The sequence below is a fragment of the Streptomyces noursei genome (assembly GCF_016917755.1).
Classification (GTDB): Bacteria; Actinomycetota; Actinomycetes; order Streptomycetales; family Streptomycetaceae; genus Streptomyces; species Streptomyces yunnanensis.
On the sequence record NZ_CP070326.1, the window covers coordinates 5844421 to 5862139 of the forward strand.

The following is a 17719-nucleotide window of genomic DNA, read 5'->3' on the forward strand; positions in this document are numbered from 1 at the left end:
TGGGCTCCCGGGCGGAGAAGCGAGTAGGGGTGCCGGCCCGTTCACCGGCCGGCACCCCCACACCCTCGAACCTCAACCGAACTTGATGTCAAGCGGTCGGGTGCGGCCCCGAGGAGGCCGTCGGATCACCCCTTGCTGACCGCCGCCAGGATCTCCGGCAGCCGCGCCGCCACCCGGGGAGCCGCCAGCCGCAGTCCGAGCGTCGCGACCCCGAGTCCGTACACCGCGCCGGCCGGTAGCAGCACCCACAACAGGCCCGAGAGGCCCGCCACATGGAGCCCGATGGTCAGGGCCAGCAGCGGGGAGGTCAGCGCCGCGGCGGTGAGGAAGCCGCCGAACAGGCTGATCCAGGCGATGCCGGCCTGGCCGGGTGCCACGTTCTTGTTGCCGTCCGACGGGATGGAATACGGGGACAGCGCCGATGCCATCGCCCCCGTGGCGACCAGCGCGCCCAGGAGGCCCAGCGAGAGCCCGTAGACCTCCAGGAAGGACGACCACGGGCCGATGAAGGCGGCGGCGCCGACGACGACCAGCGTGACGTACGGGACGGCCACCAGCATCAGGGTCAGCGCCCGGGCCCGCAGCTCCACGAAGGCGTCGCGCGGGGTGGCGATCGTCGAGGCAACCATCCAGAACGCCGAGGTGTCCTGCCCGAACTGGTTGTACATCTGCAGGCCGAGCAGCGCGGACGCCGAGAAGGAGGTGTAGATGCTGCCGTTGCCCTGGGCGGCGTAGACGACCGGCAGCAGCAGGCCGAGGCCGAGCGCCATCGCCCAGGACATCTTCGACTTCGGGTCGCGCCAGGCGTAGCGCAGCGTCCGCAGCATGACCGTGCCCGTGCGCCCGCCGGGCAGCAGCCGCGCGAGCCCGCGCTCGGCGCCGCCGGAGCGGCGCGCGCTGTCCTTCTCCACGGCCTGGAGGGTCGAGGAGTCCGGCGAGGTCATCAGGGCGGTCAGGGTCCGCTGCCACCACCACAGGAGCAGCGCCAGGGCCACTACCGCCAGTGCCAGGCCGGCCGCCGCGCGCCCGTACGCGCCGTGCCCGGCGTCGTCCACGGCACCGAGCGCGGAGGCCGGCGGCACCCAGCGCAGCACCTCGCCCAGCGGCTCCAGGACGGACAGGCCGTCCGGGCTGCCCAGCTGCCGCGCGGCGATGTTGACGCCCTGGGCGCCGAACGCGACGAACAGGCCGCCGAGCACGGCGAGGTCGCGGCCCCGGCGGCTGGTCAGCAGCCGCACCGAGGCGGTGGCGACGGCGCGTGCCAGGGCGACGCACACCAGCACCACCAGGGCGACGGCCAGGACGCCCACGACCGCGGCGGCCGGCCCGTCCGCGACCGCGATCACCGCGCCGGTCGCCAGGACCAGGGTGGTGAGCGGGCCGAGGCCGACCAGCGACGTCACCAGCAGCGCACGGATCAACGGGCGGGGCCGCAGCGGCAGCATCACCAGCCGGGTCGGGTCCAGGGTCTCGTCGCCGGTGGGGAAGAACAGCGGCATCACCGCCCATCCCAGGGTGAGGATCCCGGTGAGGGTGACGGCGAGCGTCCCGGCGTGCGGATTGCCGCGCAGCGCCACCAGGCCGAGCGCGATCGCGGCGGTGAAGAGCAGGCCGACGACGGCCGAGAGGACGTAGGCGGCGGTTCGTCCCGTCGACTGGCGCAGGCCGTTGCGCAGCAGCGTCAGCTTGAGCCGGACGAAGACCGGGACCAGTGCGGCGGGGGCGGTGGCTTCGGTGCTCATCGGGCGCCGCCGCCCAGCCAGTCGAGGTTCTGCCCGGCGCCGCGGCCGCGCGCGCCGACCAGTTCGAGGAACGCGTCCTGGAGCGAGGGTGCGGCGCCGCGCACCTCGGCCAGCGGGCCCTGTGCGCGGATCTTGCCGGCGGCCATCACCGCGACCCAGTCGCAGAGCGACTCGACCAGCTCCATGACATGGCTGGAGAAGATCACCGTCGCCCCGGAGGAGGTGTAGCGCTCCAGGACGCCGCGGATGGTCTGCGCCGACACCGGGTCGACGCCCTCGAAGGGCTCGTCCAGGAAGAGGATCTCCGGGTTGTGCAGCAGCGCGGCGGCCAGCCCGATCTTCTTGCGCATGCCCGTGGAGTAGTCCACGACGAGCTTGTGCTGGGAGCCGGACAGATCGAGCACGTCCAGCAGCTGGCCGGCCCGCTTGTCCACCTCGGCGCCCGCCAGACCGCGCAACCTGCCTATGTAGGCGAGGAGTTCGCGCCCCGAGAGCCGCTCGAACAGGCGCAGTCCCTCGGGCAGCACGCCGATCCGGGACTTGACCCCCACCGGGTCCTGCCAGACGTCGTGCCCGCCGATCTCGACCAGTCCGGAATCGGGCCGCAGCAGGCCCGTCACCATGGAGAGGGTGGTCGTCTTGCCCGCGCCGTTGGGGCCGACCAGGCCGATGAAGTGGCCCGCGGGCAGGGTCAGGTCGATGCCGTGGACGGCGGTCTGCTCGCCGAACCGCTTCCACAGGCCCTCGATGCGGACCGCGGGCGGGCCGGCCAGGGCACCGCCCGGGGTCGCGACCGACCCGTACTCCTCTTCCTCTTGCTTCTTTTCCGCTTCGCTGGCCACGGCCTGCCCTCCGACGTCCCCGCAGGGGCCGGGACCTGGCCCCCGTCCAGGCATCCCACGATACGGGCAGGCGCTGACAAACCGGTTCGGGCCTGTGTCAGCGGGCGCGGAGCGCCGCCGCGTCGCGGGCGCAGGCGTACGCCAGCGGGCTGATCAACTCTTCCGCGTCGGGCAGCCAGCGGTTGGTGGCGGTGGGGCGGCGCGCCCACTGCACCGCGCCGTGCGGCCCCACCCGGGTCGGCGGGGCGGCGATGTACTCGCCCTCGCCGCGGCAGATCAGGTCGAGGGCGGCCGGCGCCCAGCCGAGGTTCCGCGCCAGGTCCGGGACCTTCGCGGAGGCGCCGGGCAGGACGAGGAAGAGCATCCGGCGGTCGGGGGTGCGGGTCACCGGGCCGAGTGTCACGCCCAGCCGCTCCATACGGGCCAGTGCCAGGCAGCCCGCCATCTCCGGCACGTCGAGAGCCTCGAACGTCCGGCCCGTGGGCAGCAGGATCGATGCCCGCGGGTGCTTGCTCCACATCCGGCGGACCGCGGTGGCGCTGCCGGTGGCCGTGCCGGCCCAGCCCGGTGCGGTCGGATGGGCGCCGGGCAAGGGGCAGTTGGCGGCGTCGCACGAGCAGCGCGGCCGGTCCCCGTCGTGCTCCAGCCATGCGCCGGGGAACACCTCCCAATGGCGCTCCTCCGCGTAACGCACCGCAGTTTCGATGAGTTGCTCGCCGCGCTGTTTGGGGATCTGCGGGGCTCCTGTGACTCCGATGGTCTCTTCCACGCAGATGACAACTGCACGTGTCACCAAGGGTTACGGCCGAATGGGTGACTGCCCCGGCGCATCGTTCCAGCACGTGGGGCGCATGGATGCACCAGTGGGGGCGCGTGTGCGGATGGGGCCCGCGGAGCGGGTAGCCACCTGCGTGACGGGCGGAGAGGCCGCCCGGCGGACGGCCGGTGCAGCAGGGGAGAGCTGCATCGCCCGCCGTGACCGGTGCACGGGCACCGAGCGCCCCCTCCTCGTGGACCAGCCCCTCGCGGCACGGACGTCGGGATGCCGCGCTTCGTACGACGACGCACGGGTATCGCGCACATCACAGGCATCCCGGGCATCGGCTGCGAAGTGCGTCGCCCGGTTCGTACTGCGTATATCCCGGATGTCTCGGATATCCGGGATATGTACGGGGAATTGATCGCGGGGACGGCGTTCGCCGGTGAACGCGCAGCAGCAGTACAGGGGGTACACACCATGGCCGCCAGGCCACTCGTCGCGCGCCAGCCCAATGAACGGCTGCAGGCGCTCATCCAAGAAGCCGCGTGCTCCAACGCGGGGCTGGCCCGCCGCGTCAACATGTGCGGCGCGGAACACGGTCTAGACCTGCGCTACGACAAGACATCCGTGGCCCGCTGGCTGCGCGGACAACAGCCGCGGGGCCGCGCCCCGGCCATCATCGCCGAGGCGCTGGGCCGCAAACTGGGCCGCACGGTCACCATCGACGAGATCGGGATGGCCGACGGGAAGAACCTCGCGTCCGGGGTGGGGCTGCAGTTCTCGCCGACCGTCCTCGGGGCCATCGAGCAGGTCTGTGAACTATGGCGCAGCGACGTCGGACGGCGGGACTTCCTCAGCGGGTCCACGGTCGCCGCCTCCGCGCTGGTCGAGCCCAGCCGGGACTGGCTGATCACCGGGACGGACACCCAGGTGTCCCGCAACGCCGGTGCAAGAGTGGGCATTTCAGACGTCGCGGCCGTACGGGCCATGACGTCGGCGCTCAGTGAACTGGACCACCGCTTCGGCTCGGGGCACGTCCGGCCGGTCGTCGTGCACTACCTCAACAGCGTCGTCTCCGGGCTGCTGGCGGGGTCGTACCGGGAGGCGGTGGGGCGGGAACTCTTCGCCGCCGTCGCGCGGTTGACCGAACTGGGCGGCTACATGGCCGTCGACACCGGGCAGCCGGGCCTGGCGCAGCGCTACTACATCCAGGCGCTGCGGCTGGCGCAGGCGGCCGGCGACCGCGGCTACGGCGGCTATGTGCTGGCCGCCAGCATGAGCCACCTGGCCGCCTCGCTGGGGAACCCGCGGGAGATCGCCCAGCTGGCGCGGGCCGCCCAGGAGGGGGCGCGGGGGCAGGTCACGCCCAGGGCGGAGGCGATGTTCTTCGCCGCGGAGGCGCGCGGCCACGCCCTGATGGGCGACGCCCGGGCCTTCCAGTCGGTGGCGGGCCGGGCGGTCGCCGCGATGGAGCGCGCCGAGGCGGTGGCCGAAACGGGCGACGACCCGGCCTGGATCGGCCACTTCGACCCGGCGTACCTGGCCGACGAACTGGCCCACTGCCACCGTGACTTGGGGCAGCCGATCCCGGCCGCACAGCGTGCGCAGGAGGCGCTCGACGGCCATCCGGCGGGCCGGGCGCGCCGCCGCGCCATCGGGCTGGCACTGCTGGCCAGCGCCCAGGTGCAGCAGCGGGAGGTGGAGTTGGCCTGCCATACGGGCACCCAGGCGGTCGAGCTGCTGGGCGGGCTGCGCACGGACCGCGGCGCGGAATACCTGGAGGAATTCCGGCATCGTTTGGTGCCGTATCAGGACGAACCCGTCGTAAGGGAATTCACCGCCCGGATGGAACTCCGCGCCGCGGCGTGAGCAACGCCTCAAGAAGAGGCGGTGAGCCGCCGCGGCGGGGGTCGTGGACGGGCGGAAGGAGGAATCGGCCGAAGGGCGTTCGGCCGTGCGCTGCCGGGGCGGGCCGGGATTCCGGCCCGCCCGTCGCGCGGTCGGCGGCGCGGCGGGCGCGGTCCGCCGCTGCCCGGTGCGGTGACCAGGACACATGGTCGAACGTTGCTGCGAACCGGTAGCGTGCAGCCGACGATTCCGTAGGTCTGCACGATGGTAGGAGTCCCGGTGACGCAGAGCGGACAGGGCAACGACCCGCAGAATTCTGCGGCAGGCCCGGCCAGGGAGGGCATAGTCCTGCCCGCCGGCGGCGGCGACGCATGGGCGTCCGACCAGCAGGCCGCGCCCCCGGCCGGCCAGCCCTGGGGGCAGCCCTGGGGGCCGGGCCAGCAGCCGGCCGCCCAGCCCGGCGGCGCGCCGGGCGGGCCGCAGCCGTACGCTCAGGGCCCGGCACAGGGCTACCCGGCCGTTCCCCCGGCGCATGCACCGGCTCCGCAGGTTTCCGCGCCGTCCCTGCAGCCCGGCGGGCAGCAGCTGCCGCCGCAGAACCAGGGCTTCCCGCAGCAGCCCCAGGAGCAGCCGCAGACGCCGCCCATGCCGGGCGCTCCCCCCGCGATGCCGCCCCAGGCGGGCCCGCCGGCCGCCGGGCCGCTGCCGCCGCACGCCGCCGGCGCCGACGCGACCACCGTCCTCTCCCTCGGCGGCCGGTCGGGGCGGCAGCCCGCGCCCGGCGCCCTGCCGCCCCAGAACGCCCCCTACGCCGGCCAGCAGCCCGCCCCGGCCGGTGAACTGGTCCGTGCGACCCCACAGGCCGGCGCGCCGCTGCCGCCGGTCGCCGGGGACGCCGAGGCGACCACCTTCCTGCCGCCCGTCGCCGGCGGCCCCGGTGCCGCCCCGCTGCCGCCCGAGGCGTCGGCCGCCGCGGAGCCCCGCGACGCGGCCACCCAGATGCTGCGGGCGATCAAGCCGAACGACGCGCCGCCGCGGGGCGGCCAGCCCCTGCCCGGCAGTATGGACGGCTCCGAGGCCACCCAGCTGATACCGCCGGTCGGGGGCGGCGTCCCCGGGGCCGGGATGCCCACCCCGCCGCCCGGCGCGCCGTTCGGCGCCGGGCCCGGTGCTCTCGGCGACCGGCCGACGCCCGCCGAGTTCGACGGCCTGTTCCGCGACGGACCGGCCGCCCCGGGCGCGTCCGCCGCCCCGGACTCCACCGCGCAGCTGCCGCGCTTCGACAACCAGGCGGCCCACCCGCCCTACGGTCAACAGGGCGGCCCCGGCGGCCCGTTCGCCCCCGGTGGCGGCCAGGGCCAGTACGCCTCCTACGAGGAGGACGGCGGCGGGCGGCGCAAGATCCCCGCCGCAGCGATCGTCGGCGTGATCGTGGTTGCGCTGGCGGGCGTCGGCCTCGGCGTCGGCTGGGCGCTCAGCGGCGGCAGCGACGACGATGCCGGCCCGAAGAAGCAGGACACCGGCACCACTAAGGCCAAGACGGCCAACGGCGACGCCTCCAAGTCGGCCGACGACCCGGCCGCCAGCCAGGCCAAGGGCCTGGACGCGCTGCTCGCCGACAGCAACAACAGCCGCTCCGCGGTCATCGGCGCCGTCCAGAACATCAAGGGCTGCAACAACCTCGACGGCGCGGCCAGCGACCTGCGGTCCGCCGCGGGGCAGCGCAACGACCTGGTCAAGCGGCTCCAGCAGCTCCCCGTGGACAAGCTCCCGAACAGCGGCGAGCTGACCGCCGCGCTGACCAAGGCGTGGCAGTCCTCGGCCGCCGCCGACAACCACTACGCGGCCTGGGCCGACAAGGCCGCCGGCAAGGGCGGCTGCGACAAGGGCCACGCCAAGGGCGGCAAGGAGGCCGGCCAGGGGAACGCCGCCAGCGGTGCGGCCACCCAGGCCAAGCAGCAGGCGGCGGGCCTGTGGAACCCGATCGCGCAGAAGTACGGCCTGCGGGAGCACCAGCCCGAGCAGCTGTGAGCCGTCGGCCGGCGGGCCGGCGCGTCAGTCGTCGTCCGTGGGCCGCCGCTCCAGCGTCGCGGCGACGTCGACGAACCCCTCCTGGGCGGCGACCAGTTGACCGTGCCGGACGACCTGGTACGTCACGTCCGCATTGACGATGCGCGGGAAGTCCGTGACGGCCAGCATGTCGTCGTCGCGCCAGCGCAGCATGGGCGTCAGACCGCCGGTGTCGATGGTCCGGTCGCCGCGGTCCAGGGCGGTCTGCAGGGCGTGCGCGGTGATGTCCTCCACGCCCTGGTCGGCCAGTTGCTGGATCACCGCGCGCAGCACCGTGTAGGCGATCCAGGTCGTCTGGACGCCCTGGTCGGCCGGGTCGATGCGGTTGTCGTCGAACGCCTCCTGGGTGATCACCCTGCGCATGGGCGCCCAGCGCGGATCGCCGGCGGCCGGGTACCAGCCGGTGACGTCCGCGCCCTCCAGTGGGCCGGAGACGCCGCCGCTGCGGTTGACCATCGACTGGTCCACGCTGCCCAGGACGGAGCCGATCTGCACCTTGGGGCTGCTCTCCTGGAGGCGGCGGAAGGAGTCGAAGAAGGTGTCCGTGCTGTCGCCCAACGAGGCGGCCACGCAGGAGCCGGGCGCCTCGCCGCCGGCCTTCGCCGTCCCGTAGCGGGCCGGGTCCGCGCCGACCGCCTCCAGGGCGGCGGCCACCTGCGGCGAGTAGTCCGTGCCGGTCTCGGGCGCCTTGATGTCCGCGGCCCGGCCGCGGCTGCCCCCGGTGCCGGCACCGGCCCCACTGGTGCTGCCGCCGCCGCGCTCGCCGCCGCGCCCGCCGCCGAGTCCGGCGTCGAGCAGCGCGGGCATCTGGTCGCCCTGGATGGTGTCCGGGCGGACCAGCGCCACCCGCCGGCAGTCCGCGGCCAACTGCCGCCCGTTCCCCGCCAGGAGCGCGGCCTGGCCGCCGTTGACGGGGTAGGAGAGCGGGCTGGAGAACTCCTCGGCGGAGGCGCCGTACCCGCCGATGAACGGGATGCCCGCCACCTCCAGCGGCGACATGAACGAGCGGCCCCACTGGCTGTAGGAGCCGACCACGGCGACCGCCCCGGCGTCCACCGCACGCTGGGCGCACCGGGCGGCCTCCACCGAGTCGTTGCGCTCGTTGCAGGTGAGGACCTTCAGGGGGTGGCCGGCGATGCCGCCGCGGGAGTTGACCCAGCGGGCGTACGCCTGCGCCATGGCCGGCATTCCCGGCATGTTGGTCGTCCGGGTGTCCTCGGGCGCCCAGGTCATCACCGTGACCGGCTCCTGCTCCCCGGAACCCGCTCCGGGGAGGGAGCCGCAGCCGGACAGCAGTGACGCGATGACCGCCGTGCACGCCGCCGCGGCCGTCGCCGAGGCGCGCGGGAAGTGGCGGGGGGAGGAGCGTCGCCGTCCGGTCATGACCCCGCAGCCTTCCGCCCAGGGCGGAACGTGCGAGTGACGCACGGTCAACGGACGGTGACGCCGCGGTGAACTCCGGGGGGCCGATCGAGATCAATCGGGCGGAACGTACGATCGCATGCTGTGCAAGGTTCGGAGAAGTCTTCCCGTCGCGGCCGCCGCTCGACCACCATGGGCGGTATGCCGCTCTCTGACATGCCGTGGTGGCGCTGGCGCAGCAATGTGCGCTCCGCGCTGCACATGCTCTCCGACCCCGTCTTCCAGCAGCACACCTGGCTCGCCGGCCGTCCCGGGTACGGAGACGTCACCGACGCCGTCTACCGGCTCGTCGAGGACACCTGGCTCGACAACTGGTCCGCCGAGAAGTACATCGGCACGATCTTCCGCGACGCCCAGGAGGCGCAGCTGGTCGACGCCGCCGTCCTGCGGGTGCTGCGCATCATGCACCAGGTGGGGGCGGACGCCCCGGTGACCGCCTACATGGAGCACCCCGGCTGGCCCGACGCCGTACGGGCCGCCCGTGAGGCGCACGTCCACCTGGCCACCGCGGACGGCGAGGACCCGGACACCGCCCCGCACTCCCTCGAAGCGCTGGCCGTCATGGTCGGCACCCTCCAGACGCCGGTCTGACCGGCGGCCGGGGCGCCCGGTCCGAGCTGCCCGGCGGATATGGGACCCTATGAGGTCATGAGCGAGTCGCAGCCCACCCAGTCCGGTCAGCACGATCGGAACGATCAGTACGTCCTCACCCTCTCCTGCCCGGACAAGCAGGGCATCGTGCACGCCGTGTCCAGCTATCTGTTCATCACCGGCTGCAACATCGAGGACAGTCAGCAGTTCGGCGACCGGGACACCGGGCTGTTCTTCATGCGGGTCCATTTCACCGCGGACGCGCCGGTCAACGTCGAGAAGCTGCGGGCCAGCTTCGCGGCGGTGGGCGACTCCTTCGCGATGGACTGGCAGATCCACCGGGCCGACGAGAAGATGCGGGTCGTCCTGATGGTGTCGAAGTTCGGGCACTGCCTGAACGACCTGCTCTTCCGCTCGCGGATCGGCGCGCTGCCGGTCGAGATCGCGGCCGTGGTCTCCAACCACACCGACTTCGCCGAGCTGGTCGGCTCGTACGGCATCCCCTTCCACCACATCCCGGTCACCCGGGACACCAAGGCGCAGGCCGAGGCCCAGCTGCTGGAGCTGGTGGAGAAGGAGCGGGTCGAGCTGGTCGTGCTCGCCCGCTACATGCAGGTCCTCTCCGACGACCTCTGCAAGGCCCTGTCCGGCCGCGTCATCAACATCCACCACTCCTTCCTGCCGAGCTTCAAGGGCGCCCGGCCCTACCACCAGGCGCACGCCCGTGGCGTCAAGCTCATCGGCGCCACCGCGCACTACGTGACCGCGGACCTCGACGAGGGCCCGATCATCGAGCAGGAGGTCGAGCGCGTCGGCCACGAGGTCACGCCGGACCAGCTGGTGGCGATCGGCCGCGACGTGGAGTGCCAGGCGCTGGCGCGGGCCGTGAAGTGGCACAGCGAGCGCCGGGTGCTGCTCAACGGCACCCGGACGGTGGTCTTCGCCTGACGACGGCAGGGTCCTACGGCCGCGGCGCCCGGGCCTGCCCCGGGCGCCGCGGCCGGTCCGGCGGCGGTCCCGCTCACAGCCGCGACAGTGCCGCCGTCGCGAACAGCACCTCGCGGATCGCCTCGCGCTCGCCGGTCTGACCCGCCGCGGTCTCCTCCGGCGAGATGTGCCCGGCGGCCAGCTGGCAGAACTCGTCGCTGTCCAGTGCGAGGTGGGCGACGGCGCACTCCGGTGAGCCCACCGCCGCCGGGGAGTCCAGAGCTATGTACCAGTCCCCGCCGCCGCTGCCCTCGACCTCCAGGTGGAGCGAGCGGCCCGGGGCGCCCGCGGCGACCAACTGCTGGGGCGGCGCGGCCAGACCGTCCCGCCGCCGCTGGGCGAGCGTGGTCGGCAGCAGCCGGGCCGCGAGGTCGACGAGCAGGTGGAGGTGGCCGGCGGCCGGCGGCTTGTACGGGTAGTCCACCGCGTCGGCGATGTCCCCGGCGTGCACCCACGTCTCGAAGGCCCGGTCCAGGAACGCGTCGCGCAGCGCGAGGTCGAACTTGCCGTACGGGACGGAGAGTTCGGCGACCCCGCCGCCGGCGAACGAGGCGGTCCTTATCAGCGCCTGGCTCTGCTCGCGCCACGGGTCGTGCGGCGCCCGCGGGTCCGGGTCCTCGCCCAGGGTGCGCCAGTACGCCTCGGTGCGGCGGCGCGGGCCGGGGTGTTCCGGGGCGGCGGGGCCCAGCGGGTCGGGCAGCCCGAGGGACGTCGCGACCATGCCGTCCACCGCCATCAGATGCCCGATCACTCCGGCGACGGTGGTGTCGCGCTCCACCGGCTCCCGGCCGTCGAACCAGCGCAGCCGCACCGGGGCCCGCCACTCCGACTCGCCCATGTCGCGCAGCAGGGCGTCCAGTTTGGCGGCTTCGGCGTCGAACGGCGTCGCCCACTCCGGAACCGGGATGCGCGGCGGGCGGCGGCCCAGGCAGCCCTCCAGCACCCGCGACCGCAGCAGCGGGTCGAGGTCGAGGCTGTCCGCGGGGTGCAGCAGCCCCACCGCGTCGCGCAGCCGCAGGGCCTCCTCGGCGCAGGCGGCGCAGTCCGTCAGGTGCGCCTCGACGGCGGCCGTCTCCTCCGACGAGCAGGCGGCCAGCGCCCAGGCCCCCAGCAGGGACTTGAGCACCTTGTGGGACGGGGCGGCCGGCGGCGGGCCGGTGTCATCGCCGGTCACGGGGTCGTCATCGCTCTCGTACTCCGCAGGGGCGTGGTGGGGCGGGGTGGGGGCCGGGACGGGGCCGGGCCCCCGGTGGGGGACGGGTGGGAGGTCCGGCAGCGGGCCGTGGTCCTCCGCGGCGGGGCGCGGTGACGGTATCCGGGGGCTTTCACCGGGGCCGCCGGAGCGCTCGCGGCCGTCCCACTCGTCCGGGCCTCTCACAGCGACCGTCCGTGGCCCGGACCGGGCGGTGCGGGGTGCGGCGGGCGCGGGGTGTGCGGCCCGCGGGCGACGCGGCGCATCGGGACGGCCGGCAGGGCCTGGTGGTTGTGGGCGGTGGACAGCAGCTGGAGGCCCAGGCGGAGCCGGCGCCGCGCCTCGTCCTCGGTGACGCCGAGGTCGGCGGCGGTCTGGCGGTAGTCCCGGCGCTGGAAGTACGCCAGCTCCAGGGCCTCGCGCAGCGGGGCGGGCATGGACGTGACGATGTAGTCGGCGCGGGCGGCGGTGGACGCCTCGTGGATCTTCCGCTCCAGCTCGCGCTCCGACTCGGCGGACGCCGGCCCGGCCTCGCCGCGGTCGCGTGCCGAGTCGGCCTCGGTCTGGCGCAGCCGCTGGACGGCCTGGTGGCGGGTGATCCCGGCCACCCAGGAGCGCAGCGAGCCCTGCTTGGGGTCGTAGGAGTCCGGGTGCTCCCAGATGTAGCCGAACACCTCGCGGGTGATGCGGTCGGCGGCGTCCTCGTCGTCCAGGACGCGGTGGGCGAGGCTGTGCACGAGCGAGGCGAAACGGTCGTAGAGCTCACCGAGTGCGGCGGCCTCGCCGCGGGCGAGTCGCTGCTGCATCCGCCTGTCCCAGCGCGGTGGTGCGTCATGTGCCATGGGACCCCCATCCCTGCCCGTCGCGGCCGGGCTCACACCTCGGCCGGCGCTCTGCCGAGACCTCCGCCGCGCGCTCCGCCGCGACCTCGGCCTGCACGAGGGGCCCGCGCGCCGCAGGACCCTGTGTCGTCACTCCCGCTCACTGTCGTACCCGTACTCGCCCCTTCGCTCACGATTGCCGGGTCATCACCCGATCCGGCGGCGCGTGGACGCCGTGGCACCGGATGTGCGCACGGCGTGACGGTCGCCGTGTCCTCGAATGTAGTGGGCGGGTCCGACAGTGCAGGCGCCTTTGCGGCAAAGCCGGCCGCGAGGGCGTCGCAGGTGGTAAGGGCGTGGTGACGTTGTGGTGGATCTGGTGACACTTCCGGCTCGAAGTGGATCGATGTGGACCGTTCGCGCCCGTATCTACCCATGTGTTACGCGGGTGTGACCGGTTGCGGGCGAAAACCCGCCGTCCTCTGGGCATAGCCTTGGGCAGGAGGAGCCCGCCGCGCCATGGAATCGACAGCGTTTCACGGGGGAGAGGCCGGGCAGTCGAGCCGGGAAGGGTGGGTTCCGGATTGCAATCGGGGCACATCCGGTCCGAAAGCGAGCGAAAGGCTTCGAGCGCGTGTCGTTGAAGGTGGCAGAGGACGAAAAGGGCCCCTGGGCCGTACTTCAGGTCTCGGGCGAGATGGACCTGGTCACGTCGCCCGCGGTGCGCCAGCACGTGCACGACGCGGTGGCCGAGGGGCGGCGGTCCCTGGTCCTCGATCTCTCCGAAGTCCGGTTCTGTGACTCCAGCGGGGTGGGCGTGCTGATCGCCGCCCGCCGCCTGATGCGTTCCTGTCAGGGGAGACTGCGGCTGATCCTGCCCGCCCAGGGCGCCGTCGACGGCTCGCACGTCAACCGCGTGCTGGCCGCCCTCGGCGTCCGCCGGCTCTTCGAGGTCTACCCGGACCTGCCCACGGCGGTGGACGAGGCGGCGGCCCCGCTGTCGGCCTGAGCCGGCCGGCCGCACCGGCCGCGCACCGGCGTTCCGCCGCGGCCCGCCCTCACCCCGCCCCGTACGGGAACTCCGCCCGTACGACGAAGCCCCCCTCGGCCGTGGGGCGCGCCTCCAGCGTCCCGCCGAGGCTCTGCGCGCGCTCGCGCAGCCCCACCAGCCCGTGCCCGCCGCCGGGCAGCGCGGGGGCCGGTACCGTCGCGTCCGGCGGCCCGTTGCGGATCTCCACCCGCAGCCCGGCCCGGCCCCGCTCGGCCGCCTCCGGATCGCCCGGCGCGGCCAGCTCCACCGCGTCGACCCGGACCCGTACCTGCGCCCCCGGCGCGTGCTTGCGGACGTTGGTGAGCGCCTCCTGGACGGTGCGGAAGGCGGCCCGCTCGACCGTCCTGCCGCCGCGCGGCCGGTCCGCGCCGGACCCCGCGGCGCCGTCGTGCGCGGTCCGCAGCCCCTCGTACGTCACGTCCAGCGCGCTCATCTCGATCAGCCGGGGCAGCTCGTCCAGGTCCGGCTGCGGCGCCAGTTCGCCCGCCTCCTGGGCGTCGCCGCCGGCCGCCCTGAGGACGCCGACCATGTGCCGCAGCTCCTCCAGCGTGCGGACGGACAGCTCACGGATCGTCCGGGCGCCGTCCCGCGCCACCGCGTCCGCCGTGCTGACCTGTACGGCACCGGCCTGCAGGCTGATCAGGCTGACCTGGTGGGCCACCACGTCGTGCATCTCCCGGGCCAGCCGGGCCCGTTCGGTGGCCTTCACCCGCTCCGCCAACAGCCGGTCCTCGCGGCGCAGGCTGCGGGTCAGGTCCTCGACGCGGGAGGCGAGTTCGCGCCGGGTCCGGACCAGCAGGCCGAGCGCGATCGGGGCCGCGGAGGTGACGCAGGCGTCGATCAGGACCAGGGTGTTCTCCCGGTACGCGGTCGGCTCGAAGTCGGAGATCGGATACGGCAGGAAGTGCGCGGCGACCAGCAGCAGCGCGCAGCCGCCGAGCCGGGCGCGGCCGGGCCGCAGCGCGGCGAGGGTGTAGAGGGCGACCATGGGCGCGAACCAGATGTAGCCGATGTAGAGCCCCGGCAGCGTCACCAGGAACACCAGCAGCGGCCAGCGGCGGCGCAGCAGCAGGGCCGCCGCCGCGACCACCGAGACGCCCAGCTCCAGCGCCATCTCCAGGCCGTTGACGAGCAGCGCGTCGGCGATCGAGAGCAGCATCGGGACCAGCACCGGGCCGACCTGGCGCAGCCGTCGGCCCAGCGACCCGCACACCAGCCGGCGCACGGCCCGACGGACGGCCCGGCGGACGGCCCGGCGGACGGCGTGGCGGGCGGGCACGCGGGTGCGGGACCGGTCGCGGTCCCGTATGCCGCCCGTCCCCGCCGCCCCCTCTCCGGACGCATCCCCGACTACCTCCCCGACTGCCTCCCCGAGCGCGCTCACGGCCGCGTCCCGGCCCGCCGGGGTCTCCCGGCCGGATATCACCCGGTCCCCCGCGGAACCCCTGCCACCAGGCCCGCCCGGTCCGCGACGATCGCCGCCTGAATGCGATTGATTCCGCCCAATTTGGCCAGCAGCGCCCGCACATGGTCCTTCACCGTGCTGGATGCCAGCCCCATCCGCTCCGCGATCTGCGCGTTGCCCAGGCCCTCGCCCAGCAGCGCCAGCACCTGCGACTCGCGCGGCGTCAGCCCGCTCACCGCCCGGGCCGCGGCGGCCTGGTCCTCGGACGTCAGATAGCCGCCGATCACCGCCCGGGTCACCCCGGGGTCCAGCACGCTGCCGCCCGCCGCCAGCGTCCGCACCGCCCGCACCAGCTGCTCCGGGTCGGAGTCCTTGAGCAGGAAGCCCGCCGCGCCCTCCCGGAGTGCCGCGGTCAGGTACTCCTGCGCGTCGAAGGTGGTGAGCATCGCCACGGCCGGCGGCTCCGGGGCGGCGCGCAGCCCGCGCAGCACGGTCAGGCCGTCCACGTCCGGCATGCGGATGTCGAGCAGGACGACCTCGGCCGCGCAGCTCAGCACGGTCTCCACGGCCTCTGCGCCGCCGCAGTCCGCCACCATCTCGATGTCCGGGGCGGTCCCCAGAATCATCCGCAGTCCGGACCTGACGAGCCGCTCGTCGTCCACCACAGCGACACGGATCACCGGCCGCCCCTTTCTCCCACGCACCCGTCCAAGCCTCGGAACCGCCCGGCGTTGCGCGACTCCGTCCCTGCCGCCGGTTCCCCCTTCAGAGGGCCCCACACCCCCGCCGAGCGGCGGGGGTCCTCGCCCGACCTGCGGACGATGGCGCGGGGCGGACCCCGCGGGCAGAGTGGTTCTCATGCTGCACCACTGAAGAGGCCACAAGCCCAGGACGCGTTGCAGTTCACATCGACGGCCGCCGCGGCCCCCACACGCGACGGACGTCCCCCGGCGCGCGGGGGTGGCCCGAAGGGGAACCTTCCCCGCCTGGTCGCGGGGGCCTACGAGGCCCCGTCGCCGCCTCCCCCGCCGCCGTTTTTGCCTGATCGCCCAGCTTTGTTCGCGTGCGCCGTTGACGATTTATTCGGTTCCTTCGATTCGCCGGATTCTGCTCCTTTGTGTGCACGTTGATCGCCGGGGGCGCAGCCTTGGGGCTCGGGGCCTTCGGGCTCGTCGGTCCCCGGCTGTTGCGCAGCAGCCGCGCCGCCCGCCGCCGCTCCATCCGACTCGTCCGGCTCGTCCGGCTCGTCCGGCTCGTCCGGCTGCTGGGAGCGCTGATACGCCGCCAGCCGCTCACCCCGGCTCTCCGCGACCCGTACGGTGTCCCGCAGCGCTGTCCTCAGTTGCGCCGACAGGAACCGCAACTGCCCGGCATCGGCCGAGGGGTCGTCGATCAGGGGCTCGGCATGATCCAGCAGCCCGATGCTCATCTCCAGTTGGAGGGCCTCGACCCGGTCCGCGTACCGGGAGACGGGGCCGTCGCCCGTCTCGTCGGTGAGCAGATGGCAGGGCTGGTCGGCGGATCCGGTCCAGGGCAGCAACCGGGCAACGGTACGAACGGAAGGGTGCGGCACGTCGGCCTGCTTTCTTCAGGTGGGCGGGGCGGGCCGGCGCGCGGCCGGGCCTGTCGTCTTCGACTGGCCAGCACGCTAGGTGGGTGCAGACCGCCCGGACAGCGACGTCCTGTGCCACTTTTGGCGAGGGGTCGGACACCATGTCCCACCCGCCACCCTTTCGACGGACGTCGCCCTACGCATCCAGGTTGAGCCGGTCGGCGAGCTCCACCAGCGGGGAGGTCCGGCGCCTTTCCCGTACGCGGAGTTCGGACACCAGGCGCAGGCTGGTGGAGTGGTAGCGCATCCACTCCGGCGCGGTGCGTTCGGCGGTGAGCAGAGCTGCCACGGCTCCGTCGTCCTGGTGCAGGTCCGCGAAGGCCAGGGCGCGGTCGACGTGGAACCGCGCACGCCACGTGGGTGGCAGTGCCTGTAGTTCCGGCACGGTGCGCGCGGTGCGCAGGGCCTCCGCGCTGTCCTCCATCTCCACCAGGAAGTTGACCTTCGCCACGCCCACGTTGGTGGGGCCGAACGGCGTTGCGTAGTCGATCCGGTCCGTGCCGATCCTGGCCGCCGCCGCTCCCGCAAGGGCCAGTAGGTCGCGTACGGTCTCCCGGCGCTCCAGTCGGACGGCTGCCGTTGCGGCCCGGAGCAGCAGGACTCCCCACAGCGCCAGCTCGACGGGCGGGGAGCGGAAGCCGGGTTCGATGCGCTCGGCGGCGCTGAGCGCGACGCGTTCGGCGTCCGTCAACCGCCCCTGCTTGGTCAGGACCCAGGCGAGGCTGGAGAATCCCATGGTCTCCAGGTAGGGGTCGTCCCCCTTGGCGGCCGCCGCCCTTGCCCGTTCGAGGGCGGTGAACGCGGCATTCTCCTTGCCCAGTGCCGCCAGCGTGGTCGCGGCGATCTGGTACGCCTCGGCCAGCACGGATTGGGCGGAGGCTGCCGTGCTCCCCGTGGACGCGTGGGCCACCGCCTTGGCATCCATGATCAACTGCGGTAGCAGGGCCCCGATTTCCGCCATGCGCCCTTCCCTGCGGATGCGTTCCGTCGAGCGCAGCGAAGCCCGCAGCGTCGCGATGTCCGGCGGGTTCTCGGGGTCCGGCTCCTCACCGAGAAGTTCGGACACCGGAGAGACGGCCTGGCGCAGTGCCAGGACGGACGGCTGTTCACCGTCGGTGCGCACCTCGAAGGTGGTGGGCTTCCCGACGAGTGCCGACGTCTCCACATCCAGCGCCTGGGCCAGTGCGTTGAGAGTGCTCAGCCGGGCCGTCCGGCGTACACCCTGTTCGAGTTTGCGCACGATGTCGACGGACAACCCGGCGCGCTCGGCGAGCCCTTCCTGGGTCAGCTTACGCCGGGCACGCAGCCGGGCGATGCGGTCCCCGATGCCGGGCTCCTCGTGGAACAACTCCATGGCCACCCCCGCGAGACGGACG

15 protein-coding genes are annotated in these 17719 nt (G+C 73.9%); 5 read left to right on the plus strand and 10 right to left on the minus strand.

Annotation, left to right across the window (positions count from 1 at the left end; all coding sequences use genetic code 11):
- Nucleotides 1-125 precede the first annotated feature (125 nt).
- From JNO44_RS25920 to JNO44_RS25930, 3 genes are all read right to left on the minus strand, one after another.
- Nucleotides 126-1742, minus strand: coding sequence for a transporter (locus JNO44_RS25920; protein WP_205366298.1), 1617 nt, complete (start codon nucleotides 1740-1742; stop codon nucleotides 126-128).
- On the minus strand, nucleotides 1739-2584 hold the full coding sequence (locus tag JNO44_RS25925; protein WP_205366299.1) for an ABC transporter ATP-binding protein: 846 nt from the start codon (nucleotides 2582-2584) through the stop codon (nucleotides 1739-1741). Before JNO44_RS25925 ends, JNO44_RS25920 begins: the two co-directional genes overlap by 4 nt.
- Before the next feature lie 97 nt (nucleotides 2585-2681).
- Nucleotides 2682-3353 carry a bifunctional DNA primase/polymerase gene (locus tag JNO44_RS25930; RefSeq protein WP_205366300.1) on the minus strand — a complete coding sequence of 224 codons (672 nt, stop codon included), beginning with the start codon at nucleotides 3351-3353 and terminating at the stop codon, nucleotides 2682-2684.
- 468 nt (nucleotides 3354-3821) lie between these two features.
- Between JNO44_RS25930 and JNO44_RS25935 the strand changes: the two genes are divergently transcribed.
- Both JNO44_RS25935 and JNO44_RS25940 read left to right on the plus strand, forming a co-directional pair.
- Complete coding sequence (locus JNO44_RS25935) at nucleotides 3822-5213, plus strand: NsdA family TPR-like regulatory protein (protein ID WP_205366301.1); 1392 nt, start codon at nucleotides 3822-3824, stop codon at nucleotides 5211-5213.
- 258 nt (nucleotides 5214-5471) lie between these two features.
- Nucleotides 5472-7223, plus strand: a complete 1752-nt coding sequence (locus JNO44_RS25940; protein WP_240167665.1) for a hypothetical protein — start codon at nucleotides 5472-5474, stop codon at nucleotides 7221-7223.
- Nucleotides 7224-7247: 24 nt separating this feature from the next.
- On the opposite strand, the gene JNO44_RS25945 is transcribed toward JNO44_RS25940, so the two are convergent.
- Entirely contained in the window at nucleotides 7248-8645 is a 1398-nt protein-coding gene (locus JNO44_RS25945; RefSeq protein ID WP_205366302.1) for an ABC transporter substrate-binding protein, read from the minus strand.
- Nucleotides 8646-8816: 171 nt separating this feature from the next.
- Between JNO44_RS25945 and JNO44_RS25950 the strand changes: the two genes are divergently transcribed.
- Nucleotides 8817-9275, plus strand: a complete 459-nt coding sequence (locus JNO44_RS25950; protein ID WP_205370522.1) for an SCO4402 family protein — start codon at nucleotides 8817-8819, stop codon at nucleotides 9273-9275.
- 57 nt (nucleotides 9276-9332) lie between these two features.
- A complete protein-coding gene (gene purU / locus JNO44_RS25955) occupies nucleotides 9333-10223 on the plus strand; it encodes a formyltetrahydrofolate deformylase (RefSeq protein WP_205366303.1) in 891 nt (296 codons plus the stop codon).
- Between the two features lie 73 nt (nucleotides 10224-10296).
- Here the strand turns inward: purU and JNO44_RS25960 are convergent, their stop codons facing one another.
- Both JNO44_RS25960 and JNO44_RS25965 read right to left on the minus strand, forming a co-directional pair.
- A complete protein-coding gene (locus JNO44_RS25960) occupies nucleotides 10297-11640 on the minus strand; it encodes a zf-HC2 domain-containing protein (protein WP_205366304.1) in 1344 nt (447 codons plus the stop codon).
- Entirely contained in the window at nucleotides 11637-12296 is a 660-nt protein-coding gene (locus tag JNO44_RS25965; RefSeq protein WP_205366305.1) for a sigma-70 family RNA polymerase sigma factor, read from the minus strand. Before JNO44_RS25965 ends, JNO44_RS25960 begins: the two co-directional genes overlap by 4 nt.
- 613 nt (nucleotides 12297-12909) lie before the next feature.
- Between JNO44_RS25965 and JNO44_RS25970 the strand changes: the two genes are divergently transcribed.
- Nucleotides 12910-13284 (plus strand): STAS domain-containing protein, encoded by a 375-nt coding sequence (locus JNO44_RS25970; protein ID WP_066985354.1) that lies wholly within the window; start codon nucleotides 12910-12912, stop codon nucleotides 13282-13284.
- A gap of 49 nt (nucleotides 13285-13333) precedes the next feature.
- On the opposite strand, the gene JNO44_RS25975 is transcribed toward JNO44_RS25970, so the two are convergent.
- The 4 genes from JNO44_RS25975 to JNO44_RS25990 all read right to left on the minus strand — a co-directional run bounded on the left by JNO44_RS25975 (nucleotide 13334) and on the right by JNO44_RS25990 (nucleotide 17697).
- Nucleotides 13334-14485, minus strand: a complete 1152-nt coding sequence (locus JNO44_RS25975) for a sensor histidine kinase (protein WP_235096082.1) — start codon at nucleotides 14483-14485, stop codon at nucleotides 13334-13336.
- Between the two features lie 263 nt (nucleotides 14486-14748).
- Entirely contained in the window at nucleotides 14749-15411 is a 663-nt protein-coding gene (locus tag JNO44_RS25980) for a response regulator (RefSeq protein WP_039633638.1), read from the minus strand.
- A gap of 320 nt (nucleotides 15412-15731) precedes the next feature.
- Nucleotides 15732-16271: a hypothetical protein gene (locus JNO44_RS44830; protein WP_338058576.1), complete on the minus strand. Its 540-nt coding sequence runs from the start codon at nucleotides 16269-16271 to the stop codon at nucleotides 15732-15734.
- Nucleotides 16272-16479: 208 nt separating this feature from the next.
- Complete coding sequence (locus tag JNO44_RS25990; protein ID WP_205366306.1) at nucleotides 16480-17697, minus strand: helix-turn-helix domain-containing protein; 1218 nt, start codon at nucleotides 17695-17697, stop codon at nucleotides 16480-16482.
- Nucleotides 17698-17719 lie beyond the last annotated feature (22 nt).

Excerpts from the sequence above, each read along its gene's own strand:
- JNO44_RS25945 (WP_205366302.1), bottom strand. The coding sequence starts at position 8,645 with ATGACCGGACGGCGACGCTCCTCCCCCCGCCACTTCCCGCGCGCCTCG.
- JNO44_RS25935 (WP_205366301.1), top strand. The coding sequence starts at position 3,822 with ATGGCCGCCAGGCCACTCGTCGCGCGCCAGCCCAATGAACGGCTGCAG.
- purU (WP_205366303.1), top strand. The coding sequence starts at position 9,333 with ATGAGCGAGTCGCAGCCCACCCAGTCCGGTCAGCACGATCGGAACGAT.
- JNO44_RS25990 (WP_205366306.1), bottom strand. The coding sequence starts at position 17,697 with ATGGAGTTGTTCCACGAGGAGCCCGGCATCGGGGACCGCATCGCCCGG.
- JNO44_RS25950 (WP_205370522.1), top strand. The coding sequence starts at position 8,817 with ATGGGCGGTATGCCGCTCTCTGACATGCCGTGGTGGCGCTGGCGCAGC.
- JNO44_RS25975 (WP_235096082.1), bottom strand. The coding sequence starts at position 14,485 with ATGCTGCTCTCGATCGCCGACGCGCTGCTCGTCAACGGCCTGGAGATG.
- JNO44_RS25965 (WP_205366305.1), bottom strand. The coding sequence starts at position 12,296 with ATGGCACATGACGCACCACCGCGCTGGGACAGGCGGATGCAGCAGCGA.
- JNO44_RS25920 (WP_205366298.1), bottom strand. The coding sequence starts at position 1,742 with ATGAGCACCGAAGCCACCGCCCCCGCCGCACTGGTCCCGGTCTTCGTC.